The sequence below is a fragment of the Enterococcus sp. C63 genome (assembly GCF_040887215.1).
GTDB classification, from domain to species: domain Bacteria; phylum Bacillota; class Bacilli; order Lactobacillales; family Enterococcaceae; genus Enterococcus_B; species Enterococcus_B hirae.
Genome location: NZ_JBFOFI010000004.1, coordinates 122,376 through 147,273 on the forward strand (window position 1 = coordinate 122,376; position 24,898 = coordinate 147,273).

At 34.8% G+C, this 24,898-nt stretch carries 19 protein-coding genes; 16 read left to right on the top strand and 3 right to left on the bottom strand.

What is annotated here, in order from left to right; translation table 11 throughout:
* The first annotated feature begins 114 nt into the window (after nt 1–114).
* Nucleotides 115–2,751: a cation-translocating P-type ATPase gene (locus tag AB3H90_RS07825; protein WP_368016506.1), complete on the top strand. Its 2,637-nt coding sequence runs from the start codon at nt 115–117 to the stop codon at nt 2,749–2,751.
* A gap of 573 nt (nt 2,752–3,324) precedes the next feature.
* Here the strand turns inward: AB3H90_RS07825 and AB3H90_RS07830 are convergent.
* Nucleotides 3,325–3,897: an acyltransferase family protein gene (locus AB3H90_RS07830; RefSeq protein WP_368016507.1), complete on the bottom strand. Its 573-nt coding sequence runs from the start codon at nt 3,895–3,897 to the stop codon at nt 3,325–3,327.
* 328 nt (nt 3,898–4,225) lie between these two features.
* Nucleotides 4,226–8,083 (bottom strand): putative mucin/carbohydrate-binding domain-containing protein, encoded by a 3,858-nt coding sequence (locus AB3H90_RS07835; RefSeq protein ID WP_368016508.1) that lies wholly within the window; start codon nt 8,081–8,083, stop codon nt 4,226–4,228.
* Between the two features lie 348 nt (nt 8,084–8,431).
* Here AB3H90_RS07835 and AB3H90_RS07840 point away from each other — a divergent pair, with 348 nt between their 5' ends.
* Nucleotides 8,432–11,902, top strand: coding sequence for an immunoglobulin-like domain-containing protein (locus AB3H90_RS07840; RefSeq protein ID WP_368016509.1), 3,471 nt, complete (start codon nt 8,432–8,434; stop codon nt 11,900–11,902).
* A 565-nt stretch (nt 11,903–12,467) separates the two neighbouring features.
* Nucleotides 12,468–12,686 carry a hypothetical protein gene (locus tag AB3H90_RS07845; protein WP_010720317.1) on the top strand — a complete coding sequence of 73 codons (219 nt, stop codon included), beginning with the start codon at nt 12,468–12,470 and terminating at the stop codon, nt 12,684–12,686.
* 202 nt (nt 12,687–12,888) lie between these two features.
* On the opposite strand, the gene AB3H90_RS07850 is transcribed toward AB3H90_RS07845, so the two are convergent.
* Nucleotides 12,889–14,361, bottom strand: a complete 1,473-nt coding sequence (locus tag AB3H90_RS07850; RefSeq protein ID WP_368016510.1) for a helix-turn-helix domain-containing protein — start codon at nt 14,359–14,361, stop codon at nt 12,889–12,891.
* A 276-nt stretch (nt 14,362–14,637) separates the two neighbouring features.
* On the opposite strand from AB3H90_RS07850, the gene AB3H90_RS07855 reads away from it, so the two are divergent.
* From AB3H90_RS07855 to AB3H90_RS07915, 13 genes are all read left to right on the top strand, one after another.
* A complete protein-coding gene (locus AB3H90_RS07855; protein ID WP_010720315.1) occupies nt 14,638–15,099 on the top strand; it encodes a hypothetical protein in 462 nt (153 codons plus the stop codon).
* Nucleotides 15,100–15,246: 147 nt separating this feature from the next.
* Nucleotides 15,247–15,951 carry a YveK family protein gene (locus AB3H90_RS07860; protein ID WP_010720314.1) on the top strand — a complete coding sequence of 235 codons (705 nt, stop codon included), beginning with the start codon at nt 15,247–15,249 and terminating at the stop codon, nt 15,949–15,951.
* A gap of 11 nt (nt 15,952–15,962) precedes the next feature.
* Entirely contained in the window at nt 15,963–16,661 is a 699-nt protein-coding gene (locus AB3H90_RS07865; protein ID WP_010720313.1) for a CpsD/CapB family tyrosine-protein kinase, read from the top strand.
* A 353-nt stretch (nt 16,662–17,014) separates the two neighbouring features.
* Complete coding sequence (locus AB3H90_RS07870) at nt 17,015–17,593, top strand: LPXTG cell wall anchor domain-containing protein (RefSeq protein ID WP_223603460.1); 579 nt, start codon at nt 17,015–17,017, stop codon at nt 17,591–17,593.
* Complete coding sequence (locus AB3H90_RS07875; protein WP_010736874.1) at nt 17,586–18,269, top strand: class D sortase; 684 nt, start codon at nt 17,586–17,588, stop codon at nt 18,267–18,269. The genes AB3H90_RS07870 and AB3H90_RS07875 overlap by 8 nt, the downstream gene beginning before the upstream one ends.
* 307 nt (nt 18,270–18,576) lie before the next feature.
* Nucleotides 18,577–19,143, top strand: a complete 567-nt coding sequence (locus tag AB3H90_RS07880; RefSeq protein WP_368016512.1) for a hypothetical protein — start codon at nt 18,577–18,579, stop codon at nt 19,141–19,143.
* Nucleotides 19,140–19,907, top strand: coding sequence for a tyrosine-protein phosphatase (locus AB3H90_RS07885; RefSeq protein ID WP_010720309.1), 768 nt, complete (start codon nt 19,140–19,142; stop codon nt 19,905–19,907). The genes AB3H90_RS07880 and AB3H90_RS07885 overlap by 4 nt, the downstream gene beginning before the upstream one ends.
* A gap of 34 nt (nt 19,908–19,941) precedes the next feature.
* Nucleotides 19,942–20,634 (top strand): sugar transferase, encoded by a 693-nt coding sequence (locus AB3H90_RS07890; RefSeq protein ID WP_010720308.1) that lies wholly within the window; start codon nt 19,942–19,944, stop codon nt 20,632–20,634.
* Nucleotides 20,635–20,641: 7 nt separating this feature from the next.
* Nucleotides 20,642–21,766 (top strand): glycosyltransferase, encoded by a 1,125-nt coding sequence (locus AB3H90_RS07895; protein WP_010720307.1) that lies wholly within the window; start codon nt 20,642–20,644, stop codon nt 21,764–21,766.
* A gap of 13 nt (nt 21,767–21,779) precedes the next feature.
* Entirely contained in the window at nt 21,780–22,766 is a 987-nt protein-coding gene (locus AB3H90_RS07900; protein WP_010720306.1) for a hypothetical protein, read from the top strand.
* 5 nt (nt 22,767–22,771) lie between these two features.
* On the top strand, nt 22,772–23,284 hold the full coding sequence (locus AB3H90_RS07905) for a glycosyltransferase family A protein (protein WP_014834340.1): 513 nt from the start codon (nt 22,772–22,774) through the stop codon (nt 23,282–23,284).
* Nucleotides 23,257–23,811 (top strand): hypothetical protein, encoded by a 555-nt coding sequence (locus AB3H90_RS07910; RefSeq protein WP_368016513.1) that lies wholly within the window; start codon nt 23,257–23,259, stop codon nt 23,809–23,811. Before AB3H90_RS07905 ends, AB3H90_RS07910 begins: the two co-directional genes overlap by 28 nt.
* A complete protein-coding gene (locus AB3H90_RS07915; RefSeq protein WP_010720304.1) occupies nt 23,808–24,884 on the top strand; it encodes an EpsG family protein in 1,077 nt (358 codons plus the stop codon). Before AB3H90_RS07910 ends, AB3H90_RS07915 begins: the two co-directional genes overlap by 4 nt.
* Nucleotides 24,885–24,898 lie beyond the last annotated feature (14 nt).

Consider the following 24,898-nt stretch of genomic DNA (forward strand, 5'->3'; position numbering starts at 1 on the left):
CGAGATATGCTTATTTTAGAGAAGCAACAAGCGGTATAGTTGAATAAGGCAATTTAACAATGCTATAGTAAAATAAGTACCTTTTTTGTGTGCTTAAAATAAAGGAGGAATAGGATGGATGATTTTAAGAAAACAGTGAAAGAAGTGGAGAGTGAAACAAAAACAACAATTGAACAGGGGTTAACGACCCAAGAAGCAGAAAAAAGAAGTCAAGTACAAGGGAAAAACAAATTTGAGGAAGCGCCTAAAGAGTCATTGGCAAAAAAGTTTTTACGAAGTTTATCTGATTTTACTACGATTATTTTACTTGTAGCAGCAGTCATTTCTTTTTATACTGCCTTTGCCACCGAACATGGGGATTTATTTGAAGGACTGTTGATCATTGCGATCGTAATCATTAATTCAGTATTAGCTATCGTACAAGAAGGAAATGCCGAAAAAGCGTTGGAATCTCTTCAGGATATGAACAAGCAAACTGCCACAGTCATCCGAGATGGCAAAGTTGAAAAAGTGGATGCTGAACACCTAGTTGTGGGAGATGTTCTGGTCTTGGAATCTGGCTCAGCCATTGCGGCGGATGCTCGATTAGTTGAAACCTCGCAATTAAGAGTAGAGGAATCGGCACTGACTGGTGAAAGTGAAGCGGTCGAAAAAGATGCAGATTATGTGAGTCAAGAAGATGATGCCTTAGGTGATCAAATCAATATGGTGTTTAAAGGATGTACAGTCGCAGCTGGTCGTGGGAAAGCGATTGTGACCGCTATCGGGATGAAAACCGAAATGGGTAAGATTGCTGGACTTTTAAATGACAACACTGCTCAAAAAACACCATTACAAATTCGATTGAATCAACTAGGCAAACGCATCAGTTTTATCGCATTAGCTGCTGCAGCGTTAGTGTTTATTATTGGTGAACTCCAAGGAGAACCCTTACTGGAAATGTTTATGACATCCATTTCTTTAGCCGTCGCTGCGGTACCAGAAACATTGACAGTTATCGTTACATTGACTTTAGCATATGGTGTCCAAAAAATGGCGAAGAAACATGCCATTATTCGTCAGCTCCCCGCAGTTGAGACTTTAGGAACAGCCAATGTGATTTGTTCAGATAAAACGGGAACGCTGACACAAAATAAAATGCGTGTCCGCCGAGTTTGGAGCAAAGAAGATGAAGTGACTGATGTAGAGGACTCAATGACCAACAGTGCGATGGAAATCTTGAAGATGGCTGCTCTTTGTACCGATGTGACGGTCGAAAAAGAAAATGATGAATTGATTGTCAAAGGAAACCCTACAGAAGCCGCGATCGTACGAGCGGTTGAAGAAAATTATCACACAAAAGAGGAATTAGAAGAAAAGTACCCGAGAGTGGCAGAACTACCCTTTGATTCAGACCGTAAGATGATGACAACGGTTCATCAAATGGGTGAAAAATATATTTCAATTACGAAAGGCGCTTTTGACGTCCTAGCTTCGCGTTTTACTTCAGGAGACATTGAACAGGCCACGATCGTCAATGACAGTTTTGGGAAAAAAGCTTTAAGGGTCATTGCGGTAGGTTATGCTACTTATGAAGAAGAACCGCAAGAAATCACGTCAGAAGCATTAGAAAAAGATTTACGTTTGATTGGTTTGATCGGTATGATTGATCCGCCTCGTCCTGAAAGTAAAGGAGCAATCAAACGAGCGAAAAAAGCAGGAATCAAAACAGTGATGATCACAGGAGATCATGTTGTTACGGCTAGTGCCATAGCCAAAGAATTAGGGATTTTATCAAATCCAGCCGAAGCACTGTCGGGCTCAGAACTACAAGCACTATCTGATGATGAATTAGACGAGCGTGTCAAAGACCTTTCTGTTTATGCTCGTGTTACGCCAGAAGACAAGATCCGGATCGTTAAATCATGGCAACGAACTGGTGCAGTGGTTGCTATGACTGGAGATGGCGTCAACGATGCACCCGCCTTGAAGGCAAGTGACGTAGGGTGTGCAATGGGAATCACTGGAACTGACGTGGCACAGAGTGCATCAGATATGATCTTGACCGATGACAACTTTGCAACGATCGTCGATGCGGTTAGTCAAGGACGTTCCGTCTATCAAAACATTCGTAAAGCGATCAACTTTTTGTTGAGTTGTAATGTCTCAGAAATTTTTATTGTGTTGATTGCGATGCTAGTGGGCTGGGGAGCACCGTTTACAGCAGTTCAATTGTTGTTTGTCAACGTGGTTGCTGATGGGTTGCCTGGATTTGCTTTGGGGCGTGAACCAGCAGAAAAAGGGATCATGGACGAAGCACCGATTCCTAAGAATGAAGGGATTTTTGCTCGAGGATTATTACAAAAAATTGCGATCAATGCGACTATATTTACGATCGTGACTCTGTTTGGTTATTATTTGGGAAGCTATGTCGATACCATTAGCCCTTGGGTCGATGCAGGACAAGAAGTGGGACAGACGGTTGCCTTTTTAGTGTTAGCATACTCGTCAATCCTCCATGTATTCAATGTGCGTAGCAGTCAGTCAATTTTCAAAGTGAACTTAGCAACGAATAAATCGTTATTGGAAATGGCGGTACTTTCATTGGTCATCACTACGATCATTGCACTTTTACCGTTTACCCAAGAACTCTTTGGCTTAGTGCATGTTAGCTTAAACCATTGGTTGTTAGTAGGCTTTTTATCAGTCGTACCTGTGGCTGTGAATGAGTTGATTAAATTTCATCAATTGCCTGAAGCAGAAGAAGAATAAATCAAAAGAGCTTGGGATAAAAACGAACAGCCCAAGCTCTTTCACATGTAAAAAATGGCTAAAAGACGTTTAAACAGCTGACTTTCAGTAGGGAAAATTGATGCGAGAGATTTCTCTTTCCTGCTTCTGCGGTTACTCGTCACATTCTACTTGGCGTGTTTTGTTCTTAATTTGTTTTACTTTCTTTTTGCCTTGATTGATCAAAAACAACGTAAGTAATGACATAGAAAGTAAATAGATAAAATTAAAGAACCAATTGTTTAACAGACTTCCTTCCTTTGGTAAATAAAACTCATAAATATAAATATAGAAAATATGAATAAAATAAAGTTCTTGTGAATGAAGAGAAAGATAATTACTGATAGGGGCGAAGAAATTCCCTTCATATTTAGCTAACATATACCATAAGAAACAGCCACAGAAACAGCCATATAAAATAAAAGGCAACTGTGGTGGGTATTTAAAGTAAGTTAATCCATGGAGTCCGTAGAGATAGAAACTAATGCTTAAGTAACATAAGATAACAATTGATAAGTGTAATAGTTTTTTTCGGTCTAATTGAAAAACAAGTAATCATAGTAAAGCAATCGGACAATAGCCAAAAGCTAAAGGAACGAGTTGAGTATAAAGGATTTGCCATGAGCTTGGAACATAAGGAATCAAATAAACTAAAAAGATTTGGAGGATTAATAATAAAGTGAAAATACCAAGTATTTCCACAAAGTGCTGATATTTTTTGCTCAATTTATACAGGAAGGGCATGAGTAAAGATACAAGAAAAAACGTTCGCATAATCCAAGCATAACCATAACCTGTATCCATGAAAAAAGCGTGCAAAATATAAAAAATATTAAATTGATAAGGTGTATCGGTAATCTGAGCAATGAAAAAAAGTGATGTAAATAATAACGCCAGAAATATATAAGTTGGAACCATTAAACGAGTGAATCTTTTTTTGACATAGGAAATATAGGAGAGATTCTTGCTGCTATAGTAATAAGAAATAGCTAAACAAAAGGCCATTAATGGCACATCAAAACAACGCAAATTGAACAGGATTCCTTGTAATCCTGTATGAGCAAGAATGATACACAAAATTGCTAATGCTCTCAAGTGATCAATTTTTTGATTGCGTGATCGTTTCATAAAATAATCATCCTTAATAAAGTGGCTGGGGCAATAGTGACTCTATAATTTGAGGTTGAGACAAAATTGTTCAGTATCAAGAAATAAGAAAGAATTTCCGAAAATTGACAAGAAATACAAACACTAGTTTTTGATGTTGATTGTTACCTGCTTGGTGCTCCTCAAATTTTCCGAAGATACTAGTTTTATCTCACCGTTTATTCGTATTTAGAAATACTAGAAGAGACTGAGACAAGTTTTGTCCCAGTCTCTTCATGATTGACAAAGAGCCGCAATCGTTGCTCCAGCTTCAGTAAAATAGTTAGTATAGAATTTTTAATAACATTTTTTACTTTCTTAGAACTAATTGTCCGTTACGTACATCGTAATGGTATGTTCCTCTTGTATTGTGTTTCAAGTTCTCATGATTGATGGCTAAACGAGTTGCATTTGCTTCTCGGTGTGTCACAGTAACTGTGTCGCCCTCCTTCAAATTGATCGTATCCGTTTTAGCATCATAATGACGATCTCCAATGTATTCTTTTTGATAGAGCGTTTCATTATTACGTGAAATAGTGATACTTGCATAGCGATCATTGAAGTAACTATGCGGAGTACCAGCTATTGTACGTACGGTTGCTACGCCATTTGCTACGTCAAAGGAAGCAAAATGGAAGTTTCCTAATCCTTTGAAAGTAAACTCTTGCAATTGATCAAAAGCATTATTTAATCGTGTCAATAAGTTATCTTTTTGGCTACTGTTTGGTAAAGCCGTTACTTTTTTCTTGGCTTGATCAATATCTTTTTGCATCAGATTTGTCTTGATTTTCGAATGATCATTGTCTTGGAATAAGTGGTCAACAGCTTCTGTGGCTTCTTTGAGATAGTTATTTAATGAAATAGTTACTGTACCATTGTCTTTCACAAAAAGATATGGTTTTTGGATATAACCAGTGTCTGTTCCCAATTCAAGAGAGTATACACCATTTGGCATGTTGTTGATCGTAACTGGATCGCTACCTAAAGTAATTTCTTTATAAAGTTTATTTCCATCTAAAATACGCAATTTCATACCTTCGAACAAGTTGCCATCTTTAAACTTCAATGTAACGTTGCTTGTTAGATTCAATGGTTTTAATTCTTCATTTGTAACTAAAGATAAAACGGAACTTAGACGATTATTTTGTGTCAATTGTTGAATCGCTGCATCTAATCGATTATCAGGAACCACTTGTGCCAAATGAGCCACTTGTTGGTAGCCATTATCTGCGGCTGCTTTTTTCGCTTTTTCTGATACTGATAAGCCCCAAGCATTTAAGACAGCAGAAAAGTCCACTTTCTTCGGTGCACCCATTTCAGTTGTGATCAAATCTGGTAATGGATAGTTATTGGCATTGAATCCTGACTGACTAGCAAATTTTCGGTAGTTTGTATAGAAATTTGTAAAGCCTTCATTTCCTGCTTTATCAACGATGTTTGAAAGAATGACTAATTTTTTACGTAAATCTTGACTATTGAATTTTGGATCAGCACTATTGATTGTATTCTTTAATGCATTTTCAATGGATTGTTTGTGTCCATAATCATAAAGCCAAGAATTTTTATCGGCAGCAGTTTTACCCATGTGTTTGTAATTATAAATTACACCATATAGATTATTCCAAACTTCACCGACATCCATTCCTTTGTTCATAAAGCTTCCTTGATAGCCGTGACCAGTTTCATGAAGCACTCCCCAACCATCGCCTAACCAAGCGTCGCCAGACGTACTAGTTTGTGCTGCCCAAAGGCCACCATAATAAAGAGCACCCGCACCTGAAGCATCTGCTTTATAGAAATATCTACGTTCTGAAGAACGGTTCAATGGATTTGGGTCATTGTCAGATAAACCTAATAATTCATTATAGGATCCGATAATATCATTATCATATTTATCAATTAGACGGTTGAGGTCCACTTTTAAAGCTTGATTGCGATTTTGTTCAGGTAAGAAAGTTTGAAATCTCTTTCCTTTGATCAATCCATAACCTTTTGTTTGATTCCAAGTATCTTTAAATGCTTCGATATCCCCATTTTTACTAAAGACTGGTAATAGGATTTTTTGTCCTTCTACAGTAAATTCTAATTGTGGTTTTTCCCCATTTTCTTGATTATATGGCGTATAAACAAATGGTACTGCTAAAGCTTTAGCAGTTAGTGTGACATTGTTTGTTGTGAAATCAATAGCAGATTCAGTACTTGAATTATTGGTTAATAAACGCAACGTCATTTTTGAAGTGAATTTTGGATTCGTTTGTCTAATGGTAATTTTTGCACCTTTTGTTAATTGGATACCTAAATCTTGACGATCATGATCTTTCCCCATTAAAATTCCTGCAGCAGCAGTATTTCCTGGATATGCTGTGGTGAACATCGTTTTTTTATAGGTTTTTAATGCAAGATAAGCTTGGTCATATTTTTTTTGTAAAGCTGTTCGTTCAGCTAATCCGTTAGGTAAAGCATTGATTTTTTCTAAAGCTGTGTTTAATTGTTCTTGTGTATTTTCAGCTTTAGGTGTTTCGCCATCGAATAAAGCATTGACGGCTTTCGTCGCTTCTGCCAGTTGCGAAGTGATGTTTTCTAATTTGCCATTTTTAACAAGATAGGTGTAATTGCCGGCAGTATTGCCCTTTAAAGAAGGATCTGTAGCAACAAAACGAGTATCATTCGCTTCACGATGTGTGATCGTTACGATATCCCCATTTTGTAAAGGAATATCTTTTTGTTCGGCTGTCAATTTTTGGTTGCCGACAAAGTTTTTTTGATAAACCACTTGTGTCCCACGTTTAATTTGTAAACTTGCGTAAGTATCTCCATAGAAGCCCCAATGTGGTTGGACAGCGAGGGTTTGTAAGTGGAGGTTACTTCTAGCAACACTGATTTGAGCAAAGGTTGTATTATCATAACCTTTTAAGGTAAATCCTTGTGTTTCAGCTTGAACACTGATGGCATTGTAGGCCTTTTCCAGCTTATTCCATAACTGATCGCGTTGAGTTAGATAATCCGGTAGTGCATTAAGTTTAGCTGCTGCTGCATCTGCTTGCTCTTGGGTAATGCCCAGTTTAGGTGTGTCGCCATTGAACAACTCGTTGACAGCTTTCGTTGCTTCTGCCAGTTGCAAAGTGATGTTTTCTAATTTGCCATTTTTAACAAAATAGGTGTAATTGCCGGCAGTATTGCCCTTTAAAGAAGGATCTGTAGCAACAAAACGAGTATCATTCGCTTCACGATGAGTGATCGTTACGATATCTCCATCCTGCAAAGGAATATCTTTTTGTTCAGCTGTCAATTTTTGATTGCCGACAAAGTCCTTTTGATAAACCACTTGTGTTCTACGTTTAACTTGTAAACTTGCGTAAATATCACTATAAAATCTTGAGTGTGGTTCAACGGCCATTGTTTGTAAGTGAAGAGTACTATTCACTACACTAATTTGAGCAAATGTTCGATCATAGTAACCTTTTAGGGTGAAACCTTGTGTCTCAGCATGGACACTGATAGCATTGTAAGCTTTTTCTAGCTTATTCCATAATTGACCAAGTTGGGGCAGATAATTTGGTAGTGCGTTAAGTTTAGCCGCTGCTGCATCTGCTTGTTCTTGGGTGATGCCCAGTTTAGGTGTGTCGCCATTGAATAAATCATTGACTGCTTTTGTCGCTTCTGCTAGTTGTAAAGTAATATTGCTTAATTTGCCATTTTTAACGACATAAGTGTAATCGCCAGAAGTATTACCTTTTAATGATGGGTCATTGACAGCAAAACGAGTATCATTCGCTTCACGATGAGTGATTGTTACGATATCTCCATCCTGCAAAGGAATATCTTTTTGTTCAGCTGTCAATTTTTGGTTGCCGACAAAGCTTTTTTTGTAGACGTCTTGTGTTCCACGCTTAATTTGTAAACTTGCGTAAGTATCTCCATAGAAGCCCCAATGTGGTTGAACAGCGAAGGTTTGCAAGTGAAGGTTACTGTTAGCAACACTGATTTGAGCAAAAGTTGTATTATCGTAGCCTTTTAATGTAAAACTTTGCGTTGAGGCTTTAGGAATAACTTGAGTATTAGTTGATGAGAGATTTTCTTGGGTAGCTAGTACTTGGGCACTTGGTAAAAGTAAATTTGAAAATAGCATGATACCAGTAGCTGAAGTAACAATTATTTTCTTTTTCATTGTATTTCATCCTTTCTCCTATCCAAATAAAGATTTCTGTTTAGGACCTAAGCATATTATTAGTGGCTCAGATATTTTTTTTTTATATTTCAAAAAAGATAGAAGAAATTTATTTTGCTAGAAATGAGTTAAGACATTGATGTAACAATATTTGATGTGGATAACTTTAGGAGAGCAATCATTTTTTATTGGAAAAAGGATAGACGTTTATTCGATTGGAGATTTTTATTTTTTAACATAAGTATTCTTGAAATTGAAAAAACGTGAAAAAAATTTTTTTGGAGGTCGCCTATAATTTGTCTATCAATAAAAATTTATTGACAATTTAATAGGAGGTTTTAATGTAAAATGGGAAAGAAAAATCTATCAAAAAGCAAAAAACTTAGAAAACAACTACTTGCTGCGTCAGCTGCAGGCTTAGTGCTTGTTTCAAGTGTAGCAGGTCCTGGAATGTCAATGGCTTATGCACAAGAAACAACAGATCAAGGAAAGACTGAGACCTCTAATCTTCCAAATAAAGAGACTCAATCTTCTAAAGCAGTCACAACTGAGGAAAAAGTCGGAGAAACAAAAAAAACGGAAGCGTCACTGTCTTCTGAAACCTCGGTAAAAGCAACAAATAATTCTACAGAGGCTTTACAGTATGCTTGGAATAATTTCCCAAGTCAGAATGGACCGTTTAAAAGTGGTTATACAGTGAAATGGCCTACGTTAATCGGTGCGCGTTATAAAGTTGTTTTAACGTATGCTACACGTGGAAATGATCCGATTAACTTTAATGTGAACGCTAAAGATGTAAAGGTCGAAAATTCATTCACTGAAACAAGTAATCCTCCAACAAGACATTACACAACAACACTTACATTTGTAGCAAACACCACTACAACAGATTGTAAAGTGACGTGGACTGGATATGGACCTGAAGTAGCGGGTAGTACCATAGGTATTAGTGCGTCATCAAATGCACCTCAAAGTTTATTAGAACATTCTAGCGAAATCAATGGGTATATGTCTGCTATATTTAAAGCAGATGGAAGTTTACAAGAGGGTGTTAACCAAGCCGGAATTGAAGCAATTAGACGTAGCTTACAACCAATCGTTCCTCAAGATTCTGGTTATTGGAAAGAATATATCGCACCTAACTTACAAGCAGCAGAAGATCTTTTAACGAATTCTCCTCAACAGATCACGAACACTTTGAATAGTCTATATAGCTCAAGTGACATGGGGATAGACAAACCTGGTTTGACCAAAGATGCGACTCAGTCTGCATTCGATAATATACAAAAACAAATTGATGCTTTACCAGATATAAATCCAGTGATTGCTGCGCAAAAACCAGCACTACAGGCTAAACTTAATGATTTGCAAGCGATGTTGCAGGAGATACAAATTAAATCTTCCACAGGACAAATTGTTGCTCAAATAGATGCGAACCCACATGGTGTATATGTTCGCACATTTGCTGGTCAATTACCTGGAAATAACACTTATGGTAGTATTCAAATCACCCAACCAAAATATACATCATATGAAAATCTATTTAAACAAGAATACAAAGGTGGCACGTACCAAAATACAGTGAGTCAACGTATTTTCCCTACTTTTATTGGTAGTCGTGGTGCTACTATGACGATTACTACGACGGAAGCACCACTAACGGTTAATAAAAATGTTTCATTATCAAATACAGTAAGTAAATCTTATACTTTTAAACTCAATGACCAAAGAAAATGGAATTTACAATCATCAAGTTATGACAATGCAAGTAATGCAGTAAACAGTTTGTTTGATGGTGACACACCAAAAGCAAACAATACACAGGACCAAATCAATCAAGCTAAAAATCAAGTGAATAACTTATTGGATGGTACGGACAAAACAGAATTATTAGCAAAAATCACAACAGCACAGCAAGCATTGGACGCTGCAACAGCTGAAGAAGCTGCAAAAGTACAAGCAGCTACAGAAGCAGTAAATGCGTTATTCAATGGAGATACACCAAAACCAGAAAACACGCAAGACCAAATCAATGCAGCCAAAGCAAAAGTAGATGCATTGAAAGATGGCCAAGTAAAAACAGAGTTATTAGAGAAAATCCAGAAAGCGCAAGATGCGTTAGTAGATGATCCAGCCACAATACAAGCAGCCACAGAAGCAGTAAATGCGTTATTCAATGGAGATACACCAAAACCAGAAAATACGCAAGAGCAAATCAATGCAGCCAAAGCAAAAGTGGATGCTTTAAAAGCAAGCGAAACAAAAACAGAATTATTAGCCAAAATCCAAAAAGCACAAGAAGCACTTGAAGAAAAATCGAAACAAACATTAACACTTAATCCATATACATTAGGAGATCAATATGTAACGGGTACAATTACTGGGAACATCAAAAAATTCCAATTGATTGTCAATGGACAAACCTATGAACCTGGTTTTAAATTAAAAAATGGAAAACTTGAAGTATATGTAGGAAATCGTGTCCCAGAAGGAACAACTGAGTTTACATTAAAAGCATTTAACCCAGCAGGCACACAAGTTGCTTCTCAAACAGTACAAGTTCAAGCACCATCATTGTCTGTCGATAAATTTGTTTTAGGTAGTGAATACATGACAGGCTCTTACCAAGGCAACAGCATTAATAAATTCCGACTAACTGTTGATGGTAAAGTATATGAACCAGGCTTTAAATTAGAAAATGGTAAATTTGAAGTTTATATCGGAAGTAAAATTACTGGAAGTTCAAAAGTTATTAAGATTGAAGCATTAGATAAAGCCGGTAAAACAATTGTCGAACAAAATGTAACAGTAGAAGCACCGCAATTGACAATTAATGAGTACATTCGTGGTAATGAATACTTAACAGGTACTGTTGCAGGGGAAGGCGTTAAAAAATTCAAATTGATTATTAATGGACAAGAAAGCTTCCCAGGATTCAAATTAACTGACGGTAAATTTGAGATTTACGTTGGTAATAAAGTACCAGCAAATGTTAATTCTATTAAAGTAGTGGGAATAGATAAAACAGGTCAAGAAATTGTTTCTCAAGATGTGAATGTACAAAATCCTGAGTTACAACCAAATGAATACCTAGCTGGCAATGAGTATGTAACAGGGACGTTCACAGGTCAAGCAATTAAAAAATTCAAATTAGTAGTTAATGGACAAGAAAATTACCCAGGATTTAAAATCACTGAAGGTAATAAATTTGAAGTATATATTGGTAACAAAGTACCAGTAGGAACAACGACATTTACGCTGATTGGATTAGATAAATCAGGACAACAATTGACTTCAAAAGAAATCACTGTGCAATCCCCAACTTTAAGTATCAATGAATATGTCCGTGGCGATGAATATATGAGAGGTACATTCAACGGTGACGGCATTAAGAAATTCAAATTAGTAGTAGATGGACAAGAAAGCAATCCTGGTTTTAAAATCACTGGTGAAAACCAATTTGAAGTTTATATTGGTAATAAAATCACGGCTGATTCAAAATCTATAAAATTAGAAGGTCTAGATAAATCTGGAAATGTCTTAGTAAGTCAAGAAGTTTCAGTTTCCCAACCAGAATTAGTTCCAAATGAATATACACGTAATTCAGAGTATCTAACAGGGACTTACAAAGGAGATATCCGTTCTATCAAATTAACTGTTGATAATAAGGAATACAAACCAGGCTTTAAATTAAAAGAAGGCAACCAATTTGAAGTTTATATTGGTAATAAGATTCCAGCTTCAGCAAATAGTTTTACAATTGAAAGTCTAAGTTTCGATGGAAAACAACTTGTTTCTGTAAATGTACCTGTTAAATAAAAGGTATGAAAGACGCTCAAAGCATAGAGAACGCTTTGAGCGTTTTTTTGTTAAAGTTCGTCTTTTTGATATAAAAGTAAAAAATTCCAACTGACTTTGATTTTTTTTCAATTATTGAGGCTGTTCTAAAAAAAAGGAAGAAATAGTTAAAATTAATACTTTGTGCAACTAAATAGAGTCATTGACCGAAGGAAGCTAAAGAAATGTATTATTTCTATCCTATCTTTCAACTAGATTCATTTAAGTTTTTAGTATGAATATAGCAGTATGTTTAAAAATGAAAAAAAATGGATAGTTAATTTTATTGATAAAAAAATAGGCAGAGGTGAAATAGATAAAAAAATGTTATCTGTATGTTTTGCTAAAATATAAATTAAGAAAAGAGGAAAGCGGCTCTCTTTTTCTGCTAGTTCATTGCAAAAAGTATTCTTTAAGGTCTTTGAACGAATGTTTTTCATTTTTAGTAACTTAGAAGAAATTTTTACCAAAATAATTGTAAAATGAGCAGAAGTAAATTTTTATAATGATAACAGTAAGTAATTTTAGGAAGTTAGGAGAAATGATCATGAAATTAGAACGTGGAATCACTGTTTCGGCCTGTGCTGTCTCTGGGGAATTAGCTACAGGGAAGATTAGTAATATTTTAACGAATGTCGTTATTGTAGAAGCAGGTGTCAAACACTATGTTGTTACTAAGAAAGTGCTGAAGGAACAAGGATATATCATCGAAGAGCCAGAAGAAGAATTAGCAAAAGATTATAAAGATTATATAGTAGCGATTTGAAGAGAAATAATCTTTGTCCCATCCTTGCTCTTAGTTTGTTCAAACTAGTTTACTGAGTGGAAAAAAGAAATATTGCTTATTCGAACAAACAGAGTGAAATCATTGGTACTGAACTAGCTTTTTTATTAGTGATAGAAAAGAAAAAAGAATTAGCAAGCAAATTGGATCTTGCTTGCTAATTCTTTTCAGTATCAAGTGAAGATCAATCAAAGTTCATGATACGTGTCGCAATCTTATTGATATCCTTAGAGATGGAATTCAATGAGATTGGGAAAATATTCTCGGTGTTAAAGGTTTCCTTATTCAAAAGCGTTCGCTCACAAATAATTAGATGACCGGTTTTTTTGATATATTTAGGCACATCGTCCATGGAATAATAAAGGGTAGTGTCAATCAATAAATCACTTGTAGACATTTTCTTTTCTAATGAATTCCGAAATACGATATGCGAAGTTTCACTTTCTGCTACGATGACCACACCTATTTTTGATTGGTTCCCATGGGTCAAGATGAAAAAGGTCAACTGACAAAATTCTTGCAGATGAAAATAAGGAATATGATGAATAGGAGTATCAAGTTCTTCAATCCATTTATTTAAAATAAACTTGACTTTATTTAATAAATCTAGTTGCTCTGCACTTAAGAAAATATGTTTGGTAACTAAGAAATTACCAACGTTCAAAGCACACGTGTATAGCAGGTTAAAGAGGGGGACTTCAAACAAAATATTGCCAAATAAATTCACACCAAATTCTTTTTCAAACATTTCGATCAATAAATCGATTTCTTTAAACTTGGTGATCAAGCGATTTCTTACATAATGATAATCGATCTCGATCATGAAATAATTTGGTGAATTGTAAGGAAGTGTACGGTAAATAAGGGTTAGATAGGCTATCTCTTCATCTGTTAAAGGTTCCTCGATTTGTATGAAAATCTCTCTAAACATATTGAAAATGATACCATCTTTAAAAATGTTCATAGTGTCGTTTGGAAAGACAATTGGATTGCTTTTTCGCCGTTCCAATGAAAGATAGATGGCGGATTTGAAGAAAGTATATTGAGTTTTATTTAAACGATTAGACAGGATATGAAGTAGTTTGTCTGCATATTTTTCAGCTTTTTCCATTGTTATGGGATCAATTTGTGTATCTAAATAGTCACACCGCATCCAAACTGAAAGGATCAAAAAGCGATACTGTAACTCATGCGATTCTTCGGGTTCCTTCGTAAGTGGGGTGAGTGCTTCTGCAAAATAGTTCTCTACATCTTTTTTTATTTTGAATACTTTTGTCACAGATAAAAACTCTTCATCCACAAGTGTTAAATAATCATTTTCTCCCATGATATATCGGGAACAAACTCTTAAAAAATTAAAATCTTGGTAAATTTGTTTGATGAGATCATAGCGCCTAATAGATGGTTTGAAAAATATCAGTAGATGACTACTAGTCATTTTATAATAGTCGATATCATCTTCGAGTCGAATGACTAATTTTTGGAAATCCGCTTTGATTGTGTTGAATGTCACACCCAATCTTTCTGCAGTTTCGCTTACGTTCAGTTCTTTTAATTCAAATAAAAATTCAACTAACTTTACTTTTCTAATAATGTCTTTTTCTATATAATCTTCAATCATTTTAAATTCTCCTAAACAGATTTGATTCTCTTCCATTTGAAGTTTCCTTCGCTTGGTAAATATCACTTTATAACGCAAAATATCCATTTTTTGTTCGTTAAATTTTGGGGGAACCAATATAAATAAAGGTAACTATAGTTATTCTATAAGCAATTTTAAAAGGGATTTTTTTTATTATTAATTTTTTTGTGGGGTTCTATAAAAAAATTAGGAAAGTATTATGAACGAAAATACTATACTAATATAGCAACTAAATTTTTTTGTACTAATTTAGGAAGAATGAGATAAATGATTTTAAGGAGAGATGAACAAATGAAAAAAATAATTTTAGCAAGTATGGTTGTCTTCGCATTGGCAGGCTGCTCGGCAGGTAAATCAACTAAAACTACTAATACAACTAGCACTGATAGTACAGCTTCTTCCAGTCAACCAACGCAGACAAGTAGTGAAATGACATGGGCCGATAAGCAAGATATAGAAGTAAAGCAATTAACAAAAATTGCTGAAAAAACGATTACCCAAAATAATAAATTGGACCCAAAAAAATTGAAGTTTATTAAAGAAACATTATCAACAGCTGATTTAAAGACAGTTAAAGGAAAAGGCCAAGAATATAAAAATGTCAAAGAAATTTATGGGAAATATAGTTATGAAGGTAAAGAGTCTGATTTTGATCTAGTGATTTCATTTGAAAAACCAGATTCATTCAAGCAATATACAGTCATCAAATATGTAACGGATAATGAAAAAACTAATTTCAGTAAGATTGATTAAGTCAATAGTTGACTGTAGTATCCCTTAGATAATTGATAGCAACTAAGAAAGATAAAAAAAGTATTATTTTCTTTCAAAGTGAACATCGTCAATTAACGAGCAAAAATAGTTTATAAATAATTTTATTTAGGAGAATCAGAGATAAGGATGGAGCAAACAGTAAACATAGAGAAATTTTGGCGTATCATAAAAAAAAGAAAATTTGCGATTGTGATTTCTGCTTTATTAGGTTTAATTATGTCCATGCTTTTGATTGCATTTGTCTTAGTCCCAAAGTATGAATCACAAGCCCAATTAATCGTTACTTTACCTAAAAACGAAACGGCAGACATTAATGATGTCAACAGCAACTTGCAAATGATTACCACCTATAAAGACATTATTACTGGAGACTTGATAATGGATGAGGTGTCTCAAGACTTAGCGAAAAATTTTGGTGTCCATTTAACAATTGAGCAATTACGAAACCTTATAAGTATCAAACAAAAGGAAAATTCTCAAATGTTTTCGATTGTCGCAACGGATCCTGATCCAAAACTTGCCCAATACATTGCTAACGTTACAGCCGAAAAATTTCAGAAGAATGCAAAAAAATTACTCAATGTAGATCGCATTTCGATTATTTCAAAAGCTACGCTTAGTGCAACACCAACAGAGCCACATAAAAAAATAGTTTTGGCCAAAGGATTGCTTATTGGTTTATTTATTGGTTTGATGATCATTATGATATTAGAATTCATGGATCGAACAATCAGTGATAGTGAGACGATTCAAAATGAATTTAATATGGTGGTACTGGGAAGTATCCCTTATATGGATGACAATGAGAAAAAAAATCGAAAAAAGAAGTAAGGGTGTAATCAATGAGAAAGACAAGAAGAGGAAGAAATGCCACAGTCAGAAAAAATTTAATTACAATCATGGATAAAACTTCACCGATTACAGAACGCTATCGAACGATTCGGACCAATATCCAATATAGTTTTCCTTATGGTAAAAAAGTGCAAACATTAGTGGTTACTTCGCCAGGTGTAGGTGAAGGTAAATCAACTACAGCAGCTAATTTAGCAGTGGTTTACGCAAATCTAGGGCAAAAAGTATTGATCATAGATGCAGATATGCGGAAGCCAACCCTAGACAAAATTTTTTCTTTAGAGAAACATGTAGGTCTTAGCACATTATTAGGTACAAACATCAAGGCTAAAGAATGTATACAAGAAAGTTTTGAAAAAAATCTTTCTGTTATGACAAGTGGACCGAAACCTCCTAATCCGGCTGAATTATTAGGTTCTTCTCGCTTAGAAGAAGTGATTGAGGAGTTGGAAGCAACCTATGACATGATCATATTCGATACCCCTCCCTTGACTGCCGTGACAGATGCACAAATATTGTCTTCAAAAGTGGATGGAACGATTATGGTAGTCAGTGAAAAGTTAACAAAAAAAGCGAATTTTCGAATAGCTAAACATCTACTGGAATTAGTAAATGCCAATATTTTAGGAGTAGTTTACAATGCTTCTAAAGAGGATGAAAATCAAGGCTATTACTACTATGGATCGTGATCTGCTATCATGTTCCAAATGAAACTCTTTGCTAAAGAGAAAAGCATCAAAGTACACGAATGACAAAACAAAAGAACTTTTTCAAAGAAGACCCTAAGTTTTGAAAAAAATCATTTGTCGTAAGAGGCTGTCACTGAGGTCTCTCATTTATTTCCTTTTATAATTATGAAAGAGTTTGAGACAAAAATTTTTTGTCTCAAACTCTTTTTATGTATACAAATCATTTTTTATTTTTTTAAGTAATTCGTTTGAAGGCTAAAAAAACAAAAAAAATCAAGTGAGGGTTCTCAGTAGAATAAAAGACATAGTTAATCCTAAATTTACAGGATTTATTAACGAAAGGCGGAGAGATCATGAAAAATTTTAAAGGGATATTGTTTACATTGGTGTCAGTTATCTGCTTATTGTTGCCGACAGCAGTTCATGCTGAAACACAAGGGGCAATCACCAACGCAGAAAGAGATATTTTAAATGAGCTTTATACCGGTGTAACGGTGAAAGGGAAAAAATATGATTTTGATATTACAGATATCACAAAAGCAGAAAATTATCTGAAGGTCCATCAGGTGTCAGATGAAAATGCGTTAAAGGTAGCAAATTACTTAAGAGAAGCACGTCAATTGATCTTAGATAATTCACAAAATGTCGATGTTCGTTCGATCCATTCACTAAAAAATCTGATCAAAGCTTTACCACGTCCAGTGATTGAGCAATTAAAAACGATTGTCTTAAAAATTGGAGAAATTTTAAATCTGAGAGTGACTTTTTATCGAGATGGCGTTTCGGTTGTTGATCCTTCAGGTACTCCTATTTATTCTACAGAAGATGAAATCAAACAAACCGGTGCAGATTATACCACGAGCTATGTGGCTTTAGGTGCTGTATTGATGTTGGCTGGAGGCGCATATTGGGTGGCACGTAGAAGTGAGTAAGAGAGGAATCAAGGGAGGGCTAAATCGAATAGTTAACGGATGTCTGTTGGCGTTTCTTTTTTTGGTCATCAATTATTCTTTGATTTATGTGATTGGCAAACCAGTCATTCACTTTGTCACCTCCTCTATCCAGACATTGTTACTTGCAGAGGCACCCACATTTAAAGAGAACAATCATAAAGAAGCTATCAAACAACTTTCTACGAATGGAGAAAGCGAGATTTCTTCTAGTAAAATTCAATTTCCTCATTATGGTCAATTGTATGGAGAGATATCTGTCCCTTCGATCCAATTAAAAACACCATTATATTTTGGCGATTCAGCAACTATTTTAAGAAAAGGCGCGGGACAATATATGGGTTCCACTTTTCCAGGAGAAATAGGAACTACATTGATTGCTGGGCATAATAGTGATTCATTTGGCAAGTTAATTAACATCAAAGCGCAAGAGATTATAACAATCCAAACGAATTACGGTAGCTATCAATATGAGGTAGAAGAAGTAAGAGTAGCCAATAAACATGATACTCAGATAAAGCAGGAGATTCGTCAAAGAAATAATGCCAAATTAATACTATATACCTGTTATCCGATCGACAGCATTGGCTTAACGGATCAACGATTATTTGTAACTGCAAAATTACATGCAGGACCGATGATCAATGAAAATAAATAAACAAAGGATAGTCGGCATGAAGAAAGGTTTAAGAAAGAAAACAGCACGCTTATTTTTGACCTATATTTGCTCGGTTGCATGTCTTTGCTTTTTGTCTTTGCTTTGTATCAGAGTAACCTTAGCAAATCCTAATTTCATGAGCAAGCAAATGGAAAATTCTCGATATACAAAATTAGTTCAATAAGAAATTAACGAGAAAATTCAAGATATTGGAAGAGGTAGCAATGTCCCGGCGAATCAGTTAAAAGAGATTGTCTCGTTATCATTTGTCCAAACTAATGTCAAAAAGTATGTAACTAGCCTTTATATGAGGAAAACATACGATTTATCTGGAGAAGAAGAAATCAAAGAGAAAATCCAACAACATTTAAATCACTATATTCAAACAAAAAACATACAAGTAACGAAAGACAAAGAACAAGTAATCAATAGGCTAGTGGATTCTTCGATCGAAGCAACCGAAAAATCGTTAGAAATTCCATTTTTAGCTAACTATGTGAATAAAGTGAAGCAATTTAAGCCGTTGCTGAATCAATTGATTATTGGAAATGGTGTGATCTTGGTTTGCCTACTTCTGCTATTACTCCATACCATTCATTGGTCACATCAAAAATTCCGATTTGTCGCCTTGATGTTTTTAGGCGCTGGCGGAACACTCCTATTATTACCCACATGGATCTATTTTAGTGGTGTGATTGATCGTATCGGTATTTTAACGGAAAGTGTTTATTACTTTGTACGGGGGTACTTATTGTCTTTCGTCCAAACATTTATATATGCAGGGATACTTGCTGTGGTTATGGCTATTGGAATGTATGTAATCAGTGAGATAAAAAGAAAGGTCGTTATCAATAAAGGTAGGGCTCAAAAATGATCGATTTACATTGTCATATTTTACCAGGAGTTGACGATGGGCCGAAAACCATCGATGAAAGTCTCAAAATGGCGTTGAAAGCCAGAGAACAAGGAATCACACATTTGATGTGTACCCCCCATCATAAGAATGGGCGATTTTTGAATCCCGCTACGAATGTAGCCAATGAAGTAGCAAAATTACAAACTGAATTTGATCGTAACAATATTGAGCTGAAATTGCTCGTAGGTCAAGAAAATCGTATTACTGGTACGTTGATAGAAGATTTAGAAAAAAGAGAAATTATTGGTTTTGGGCAGCAAAAACAGTTTCTACTAATAGAGTTCCCGACGAATGACGTTCCCCTTTATGCAACAAAGCTCTTTTTTGAATTAATTGCTAAAGGCTATATACCAATCATCGTCCACCCAGAAAGAAATAGGATATTCATTAATGATCCGAATAAACTGTTGCCTTTCTTAGATATGGGGGCGCTAGCTCAAGGAACGGCACCAAGTATCGTCGGTTTGTTTGGACGAAAAATCCAAAAGACTGCCAAAACAATGATTCAATTAAATATGGTTCAAATGATTGCTTCCGATGCCCATAGTTTAGAAAAAAGGAATTTTTATTTAAAAGAAGCATATCACATTATTCAAAAAGATTATGGTAATGAAAAAGTTAAATCATTAAAGAAAATGCCGATGGATATCCTATACGAAAACAAAATTGAGCCGTTTACTTATCAAAGAGTGAAACATCGTCGATTTAGTTTCTTTCGTTGATTTGATCCATTCGATAAAGAAAGGTGGCAATGGGATGAGTGAAAATATCGAGGTTACGAAAAAATTTCAAGAGGGCTTTGGCTCGAGAGTCCAATTTTATCGTGTGAAGCTGAAACGCAAAAAATTATATGAACTTTCTAAAAGAATCATTGATATTGTTTTTAGCTTTATTGGCCTTGTGGTTTTATCACCTCTCTTACTTTGGATTGCTCTTAGGATATATCTGGAAGAGCCGGGAAAACCAATCATTTTTTCCCAATACCGAGTAGGCAAAAATAAGCAGTTATTCAAAATGTATAAATTTCGTTCGATGTGTGTCGATGCAGAAAAAAAGCTCCCCACGCTACTGAGCAAGAATGAAGTAGAAGGGGCGATGTTCAAGATGAAAGATGACCCACGTGTAACAAAATTTGGACGATTCATTCGTAAAACAAGCTTAGATGAATTACCACAACTATGGAATGTTTTGAAAGGTGAAATGAGTTTAGTTGGTCCTCGTCCATCTTTACAAAGAGAGGTTTCGCAATATACGAAATATGATGAGCAAAGACTATTGGTCAAACCAGGTTGTACCGGTTTATGGCAAATTAACGGGCGTAGCAATATCGGTTTTTCTGAAATGGTGATGCTAGATTTAGAATATATCGAAAAGCGAAGTATTTATATTGATTTCAAAATCATCTATCGTACATTTTTTGTTATTTTGCGTCCTGAAGGAGCGTGTTGATAGGGAAATGAAAAAAAAAGTTTTGCTCTTGAGTGAATCAATGGAAGGCGGCTTAAGAAAACATATCGTTCAATTGATTGAACAATTAGACCAAGAAGAATTTGATCTTTACTTTATTCATGGAACAAAAAAAATGGATCACTGTTTTTCTGATCAATATATGCAGTTAAAAGATCGAGCTACCTTTATTCCCTGTCCTACCTTTACTAGAAATGTCGATGTGAAAAATGATTATGTTACTTACCGTTTCTTGAAACAACAAATGAAAGAAATTCAACCGGATATTGTGCATTGTCATAGTTCGAAAGCCGGTGCGCTAGGGCGAATAGCTGCTAAAAGAAATCGTATTGAGCAAGTTTTTTATACACCACATGCGTATTCTTTCTTATCTTCGGAATTTAAGCAATCTAAGAAGACACTATTTATTTGGATAGAGAAGATGCTAAGTAGGTATGCAACGAAGAAGACGTTTAATGTATCTGAAGAAGAACGGATGGCAGGTATAAAATTACACCTTGATAACCCATCCAAATTTATAGTCATCCGCAATGGATTGCCTGCAATCGACTTTCCTTCTAAAAAAACGATCAAAGAATCTCTAGGGTTGAAGGAATCGAATATTGTTATTGGTAACAACGCACGTCTTTCTTTTCAAAAAGACCCTTTTTTATTTATGGAAGTAGCAAAAGAAGTCATTCAACAAGACCCTAATTATCATTTTGTCTGGGCAGGGGATGGACCACTATTCAAAGAAGTCAAAGCATTTTTAATCAAGCACGATTTGACGGGAAATGTCCATTTATTAGGAGAAAGAACGGATAGTGAACGAATCGTTGCAGGGTATGATCATTATTTGATCACTTCGAGATATGAAGGGTTGCCTTATTCTTTGATCGAAGCGATTCGCGCTGGTGTTCCGATTATTGGCAAAAAGGTGACAGGAGTAGAAGAAATTATTGAACAAACAGGTGGTTGCTTATTAAATACAGATAGTCCTCACTCATTTGCACGAGCAATCCTAAATGCAGAGCATAGCTGTGACAAACAACAAATAATAGCGATCTATCAAAAAAATTATTCATTAAATCAAATGATTCGAGAGATTACAAAACAGTACAACGGAGAAAATTGAGAGAAGGCATAGTATGGACAAACGCTTAAAGGATAAAAAAATATTGTTTATTGCATGGAAATTTTACGATTATCCACAGCTGATCATCGAAGAATTAGAAAGAAAAGGCGCAAAAGTGACGTATTATAATGCGATCCCTTCGGACTCACACCTCAAAATGAAACTTTCTACAAAGTTCAATACCTTAAGAGAGAGTTATCTGAAGCAAATTTTATTAGCGATAGGACAAGAAAATTATGATTACTTTTTCGTTATCAATCCAGTACTGTTTCCTGAAAAGTTCATCAAAGAGGTGACCGATATTGTTGGACCGATCCCTAAATTAGCCTATTTGTGGGATTCAATTGCTACATTTTCACAAGTGACTAGATACTTTGATTATTTTAATTATTTATATAGTTTTGATGCGAAAGACTGCAAGAAATACGCAGAATTAAATTTTTTGCCATTATTCTACATAAATTCCGATGAGAAAAACAAAAAAGAGCCAACCTATCTTTTTTCTTTTGTGGGATTCGGTCATAGCATGCGTTACTCATTTATCAATCAAGTAAAAGAACTTTGTGAGAAAAAACAATATAGCTACTATTTCAAACTATATCTTCCTTCTATCTGGCATTTTTATTATTACAAATATGGAACTAAGACACTCGCAACAGCCAAAAAAGAAGAATTCATCTATCAACCACTTCCGCAAACAATCGTTAATGAAGTGGTTAAAGAGAGCAAAATTATTTTGGATCTAGAGCTAGCAAATCAATCAGGTCTCACGATGCGTACGATTGAGACACATGGAATGAGAAGAAAACTGATTACAACAAATCCAGAAGTGAAAAATTATGATTTTTACCATCCTGATAACATTTGCGTAGTTGACCGAAAAAAGCCAGTTATTCCACAACGTTTTATTGAGACAGACTACCATTTACTAAATGATCAACTTTACAAAAACTATCAATTATCCACTTGGCTCGATCGGATCTTCAGTGGAAAGGAGTAAGAAAATTGAAGAGAATTAGCGTGATTGTTCCAATCTATAATGGAAGCTTGTATTTAGAAAATACACTCCAAGCGTTATTGAATCAGCCCTACAAAAACATCGAGTTGATTTTGATTGATGATGGTTCACAAGATGATAGTTATCAAATTTGCCAAAAATTTGCACAACAAGATGAACGTATATTATTGATTCATCAAACAAACGCGGGGATCTGTGCAGCCCGTAATACAGGTTTAGCTTATGCGACAGGCGAATTTGTTAGTTTTATCGATCAAGACGATGCAATTGATCCCAATATCTATGTCTATTTGTCTAACAAAATCGGAGATGCAGATATGATCGTAGGCGGCAAATCGATGCAGTTGATTGATAAGAAACAACTGCTTTTGTCTGAAATAGATTACTCCTATGAAGAAAAGCAATTAAAGGATCAAAAAGAGATTGCTTATGCTTTGTTTAATTTAGATCATCGAATGACGTTTCTCCATTTATGGAATTGTTTGTACCGAAAAAAATAATAGATGAGTATGATTTGAAATTCGATGAAAGATTTCGTTATGGGCAAGAAGATACTTTATTCAATTTTAACTATGTTTCTAAATGTCAAACGATTCAGCTGGTCCCCGAAGTAGTTTATCAATATAGTCAACGTGAATTGACGAGTACTTCTTTAAAAAATAATCCCTCAGCTGTGAAAGATTTTCAAATATTTATAGAAACAATTGGAGAAATTGAATGGAATGAACGCGTTTATCCCTACTATCAAAAATATCGCTATACTTATTTTTTACGACATGGGTTGAATATCTATACCCAATTCGGCATGAATACAGCGAATCAAAAAAAGATGCTACAAGATATCCAACAACTATTGTCCAAAGAGAAAATACAGAAACCTTTAATCATAGAATCATCACGGTATTATAGAAACTATTTATGTCTGGTGAGTCGTTTAATGGAAAAACGGAGATATCGAACCTTGAATCAGTTGATTTATGGAACCAGTTTTATAAAAAAAATGTTGAATAGGGTGTCTGCTGGATGATCATCGTTGCTTATTTTGCTGTACTGATACTTAATTTTATTGAAGTTTTCAGAAATAAACGCAATAAATATTTACTCTTATTAAGTGTTTTGATCCTCGGATTGATTTTTGCAGGTGGTACTGAAAATACAGACATGGTCTACTATAAAGCAACTTATTTTGATGATGCACGTATCAAATATAAAGCGACAGAATTCGGCTTTTACTATTTTGCACAGTTTTGCCGACAATTAAATTTAGGACTCTTTGGTATGCGTGGGTTGGTCTTTTTATTTGCAACCCTATTAATCGGTGCGACAGTTAAAAAATATTGCGTAAATACTCATCTATTTATAATTATTTATACGTTATTTTTATTTTTTATTGATGCTATTCAACTAAGGAATTTAGTGGCGATATCTCTTGTGATTTATTCATTTCCATATTTAGTAGAAAATAAAAAAATAAAATATTTTTTTGGCATAATTAGCGCTAGCTTATTTCATACGATCAGTTTATTTTATCTACCGTTTTTATTTTTATCTTCAAAAAACAAAAAGTTTTTTATTCAACTAATGGTTGGTGGTGCAATTTTTCTGGAGTTGATCTATGTAATCTATAGTGGAACTCCTCCCTATTTGAATTATTTAATCGAAGAGTTCTCAACAAATTCCGGAAGAATCCAACAATATACTGAAAAAATAACAAATGGTTCGATACAAGTTATTTTTCTTTTCTTGCTGAATGTGGGGTTAGCATACTGGGCACATTTAGGATTTCCTAAAAGTACAATCAGTCAAAAAAATAAACTATTCTCACAATATGTGTTTTATGCTTCGGTGATTTTATTGATGTTTATTCCTTTGCTTTGGTATTCTGTGGAATTTTACCGTTTAGCCAGAGGTATATTGCCTTTGATTTATATTTCTGTGATCAATGCTAGTTATAAATACAAAAAAGTCACCTATTATCAACTCGTTTTGTGGGGGATGTTAGTTATTCACCTTCTGGCTTGGTTTTATGTTTCTTATTTTTCGATCTCTATACCTGAAAGGATTTTTAATCCGCTATTTTATCAGAATGAATGGCTATAAGAAAGGACAAAATA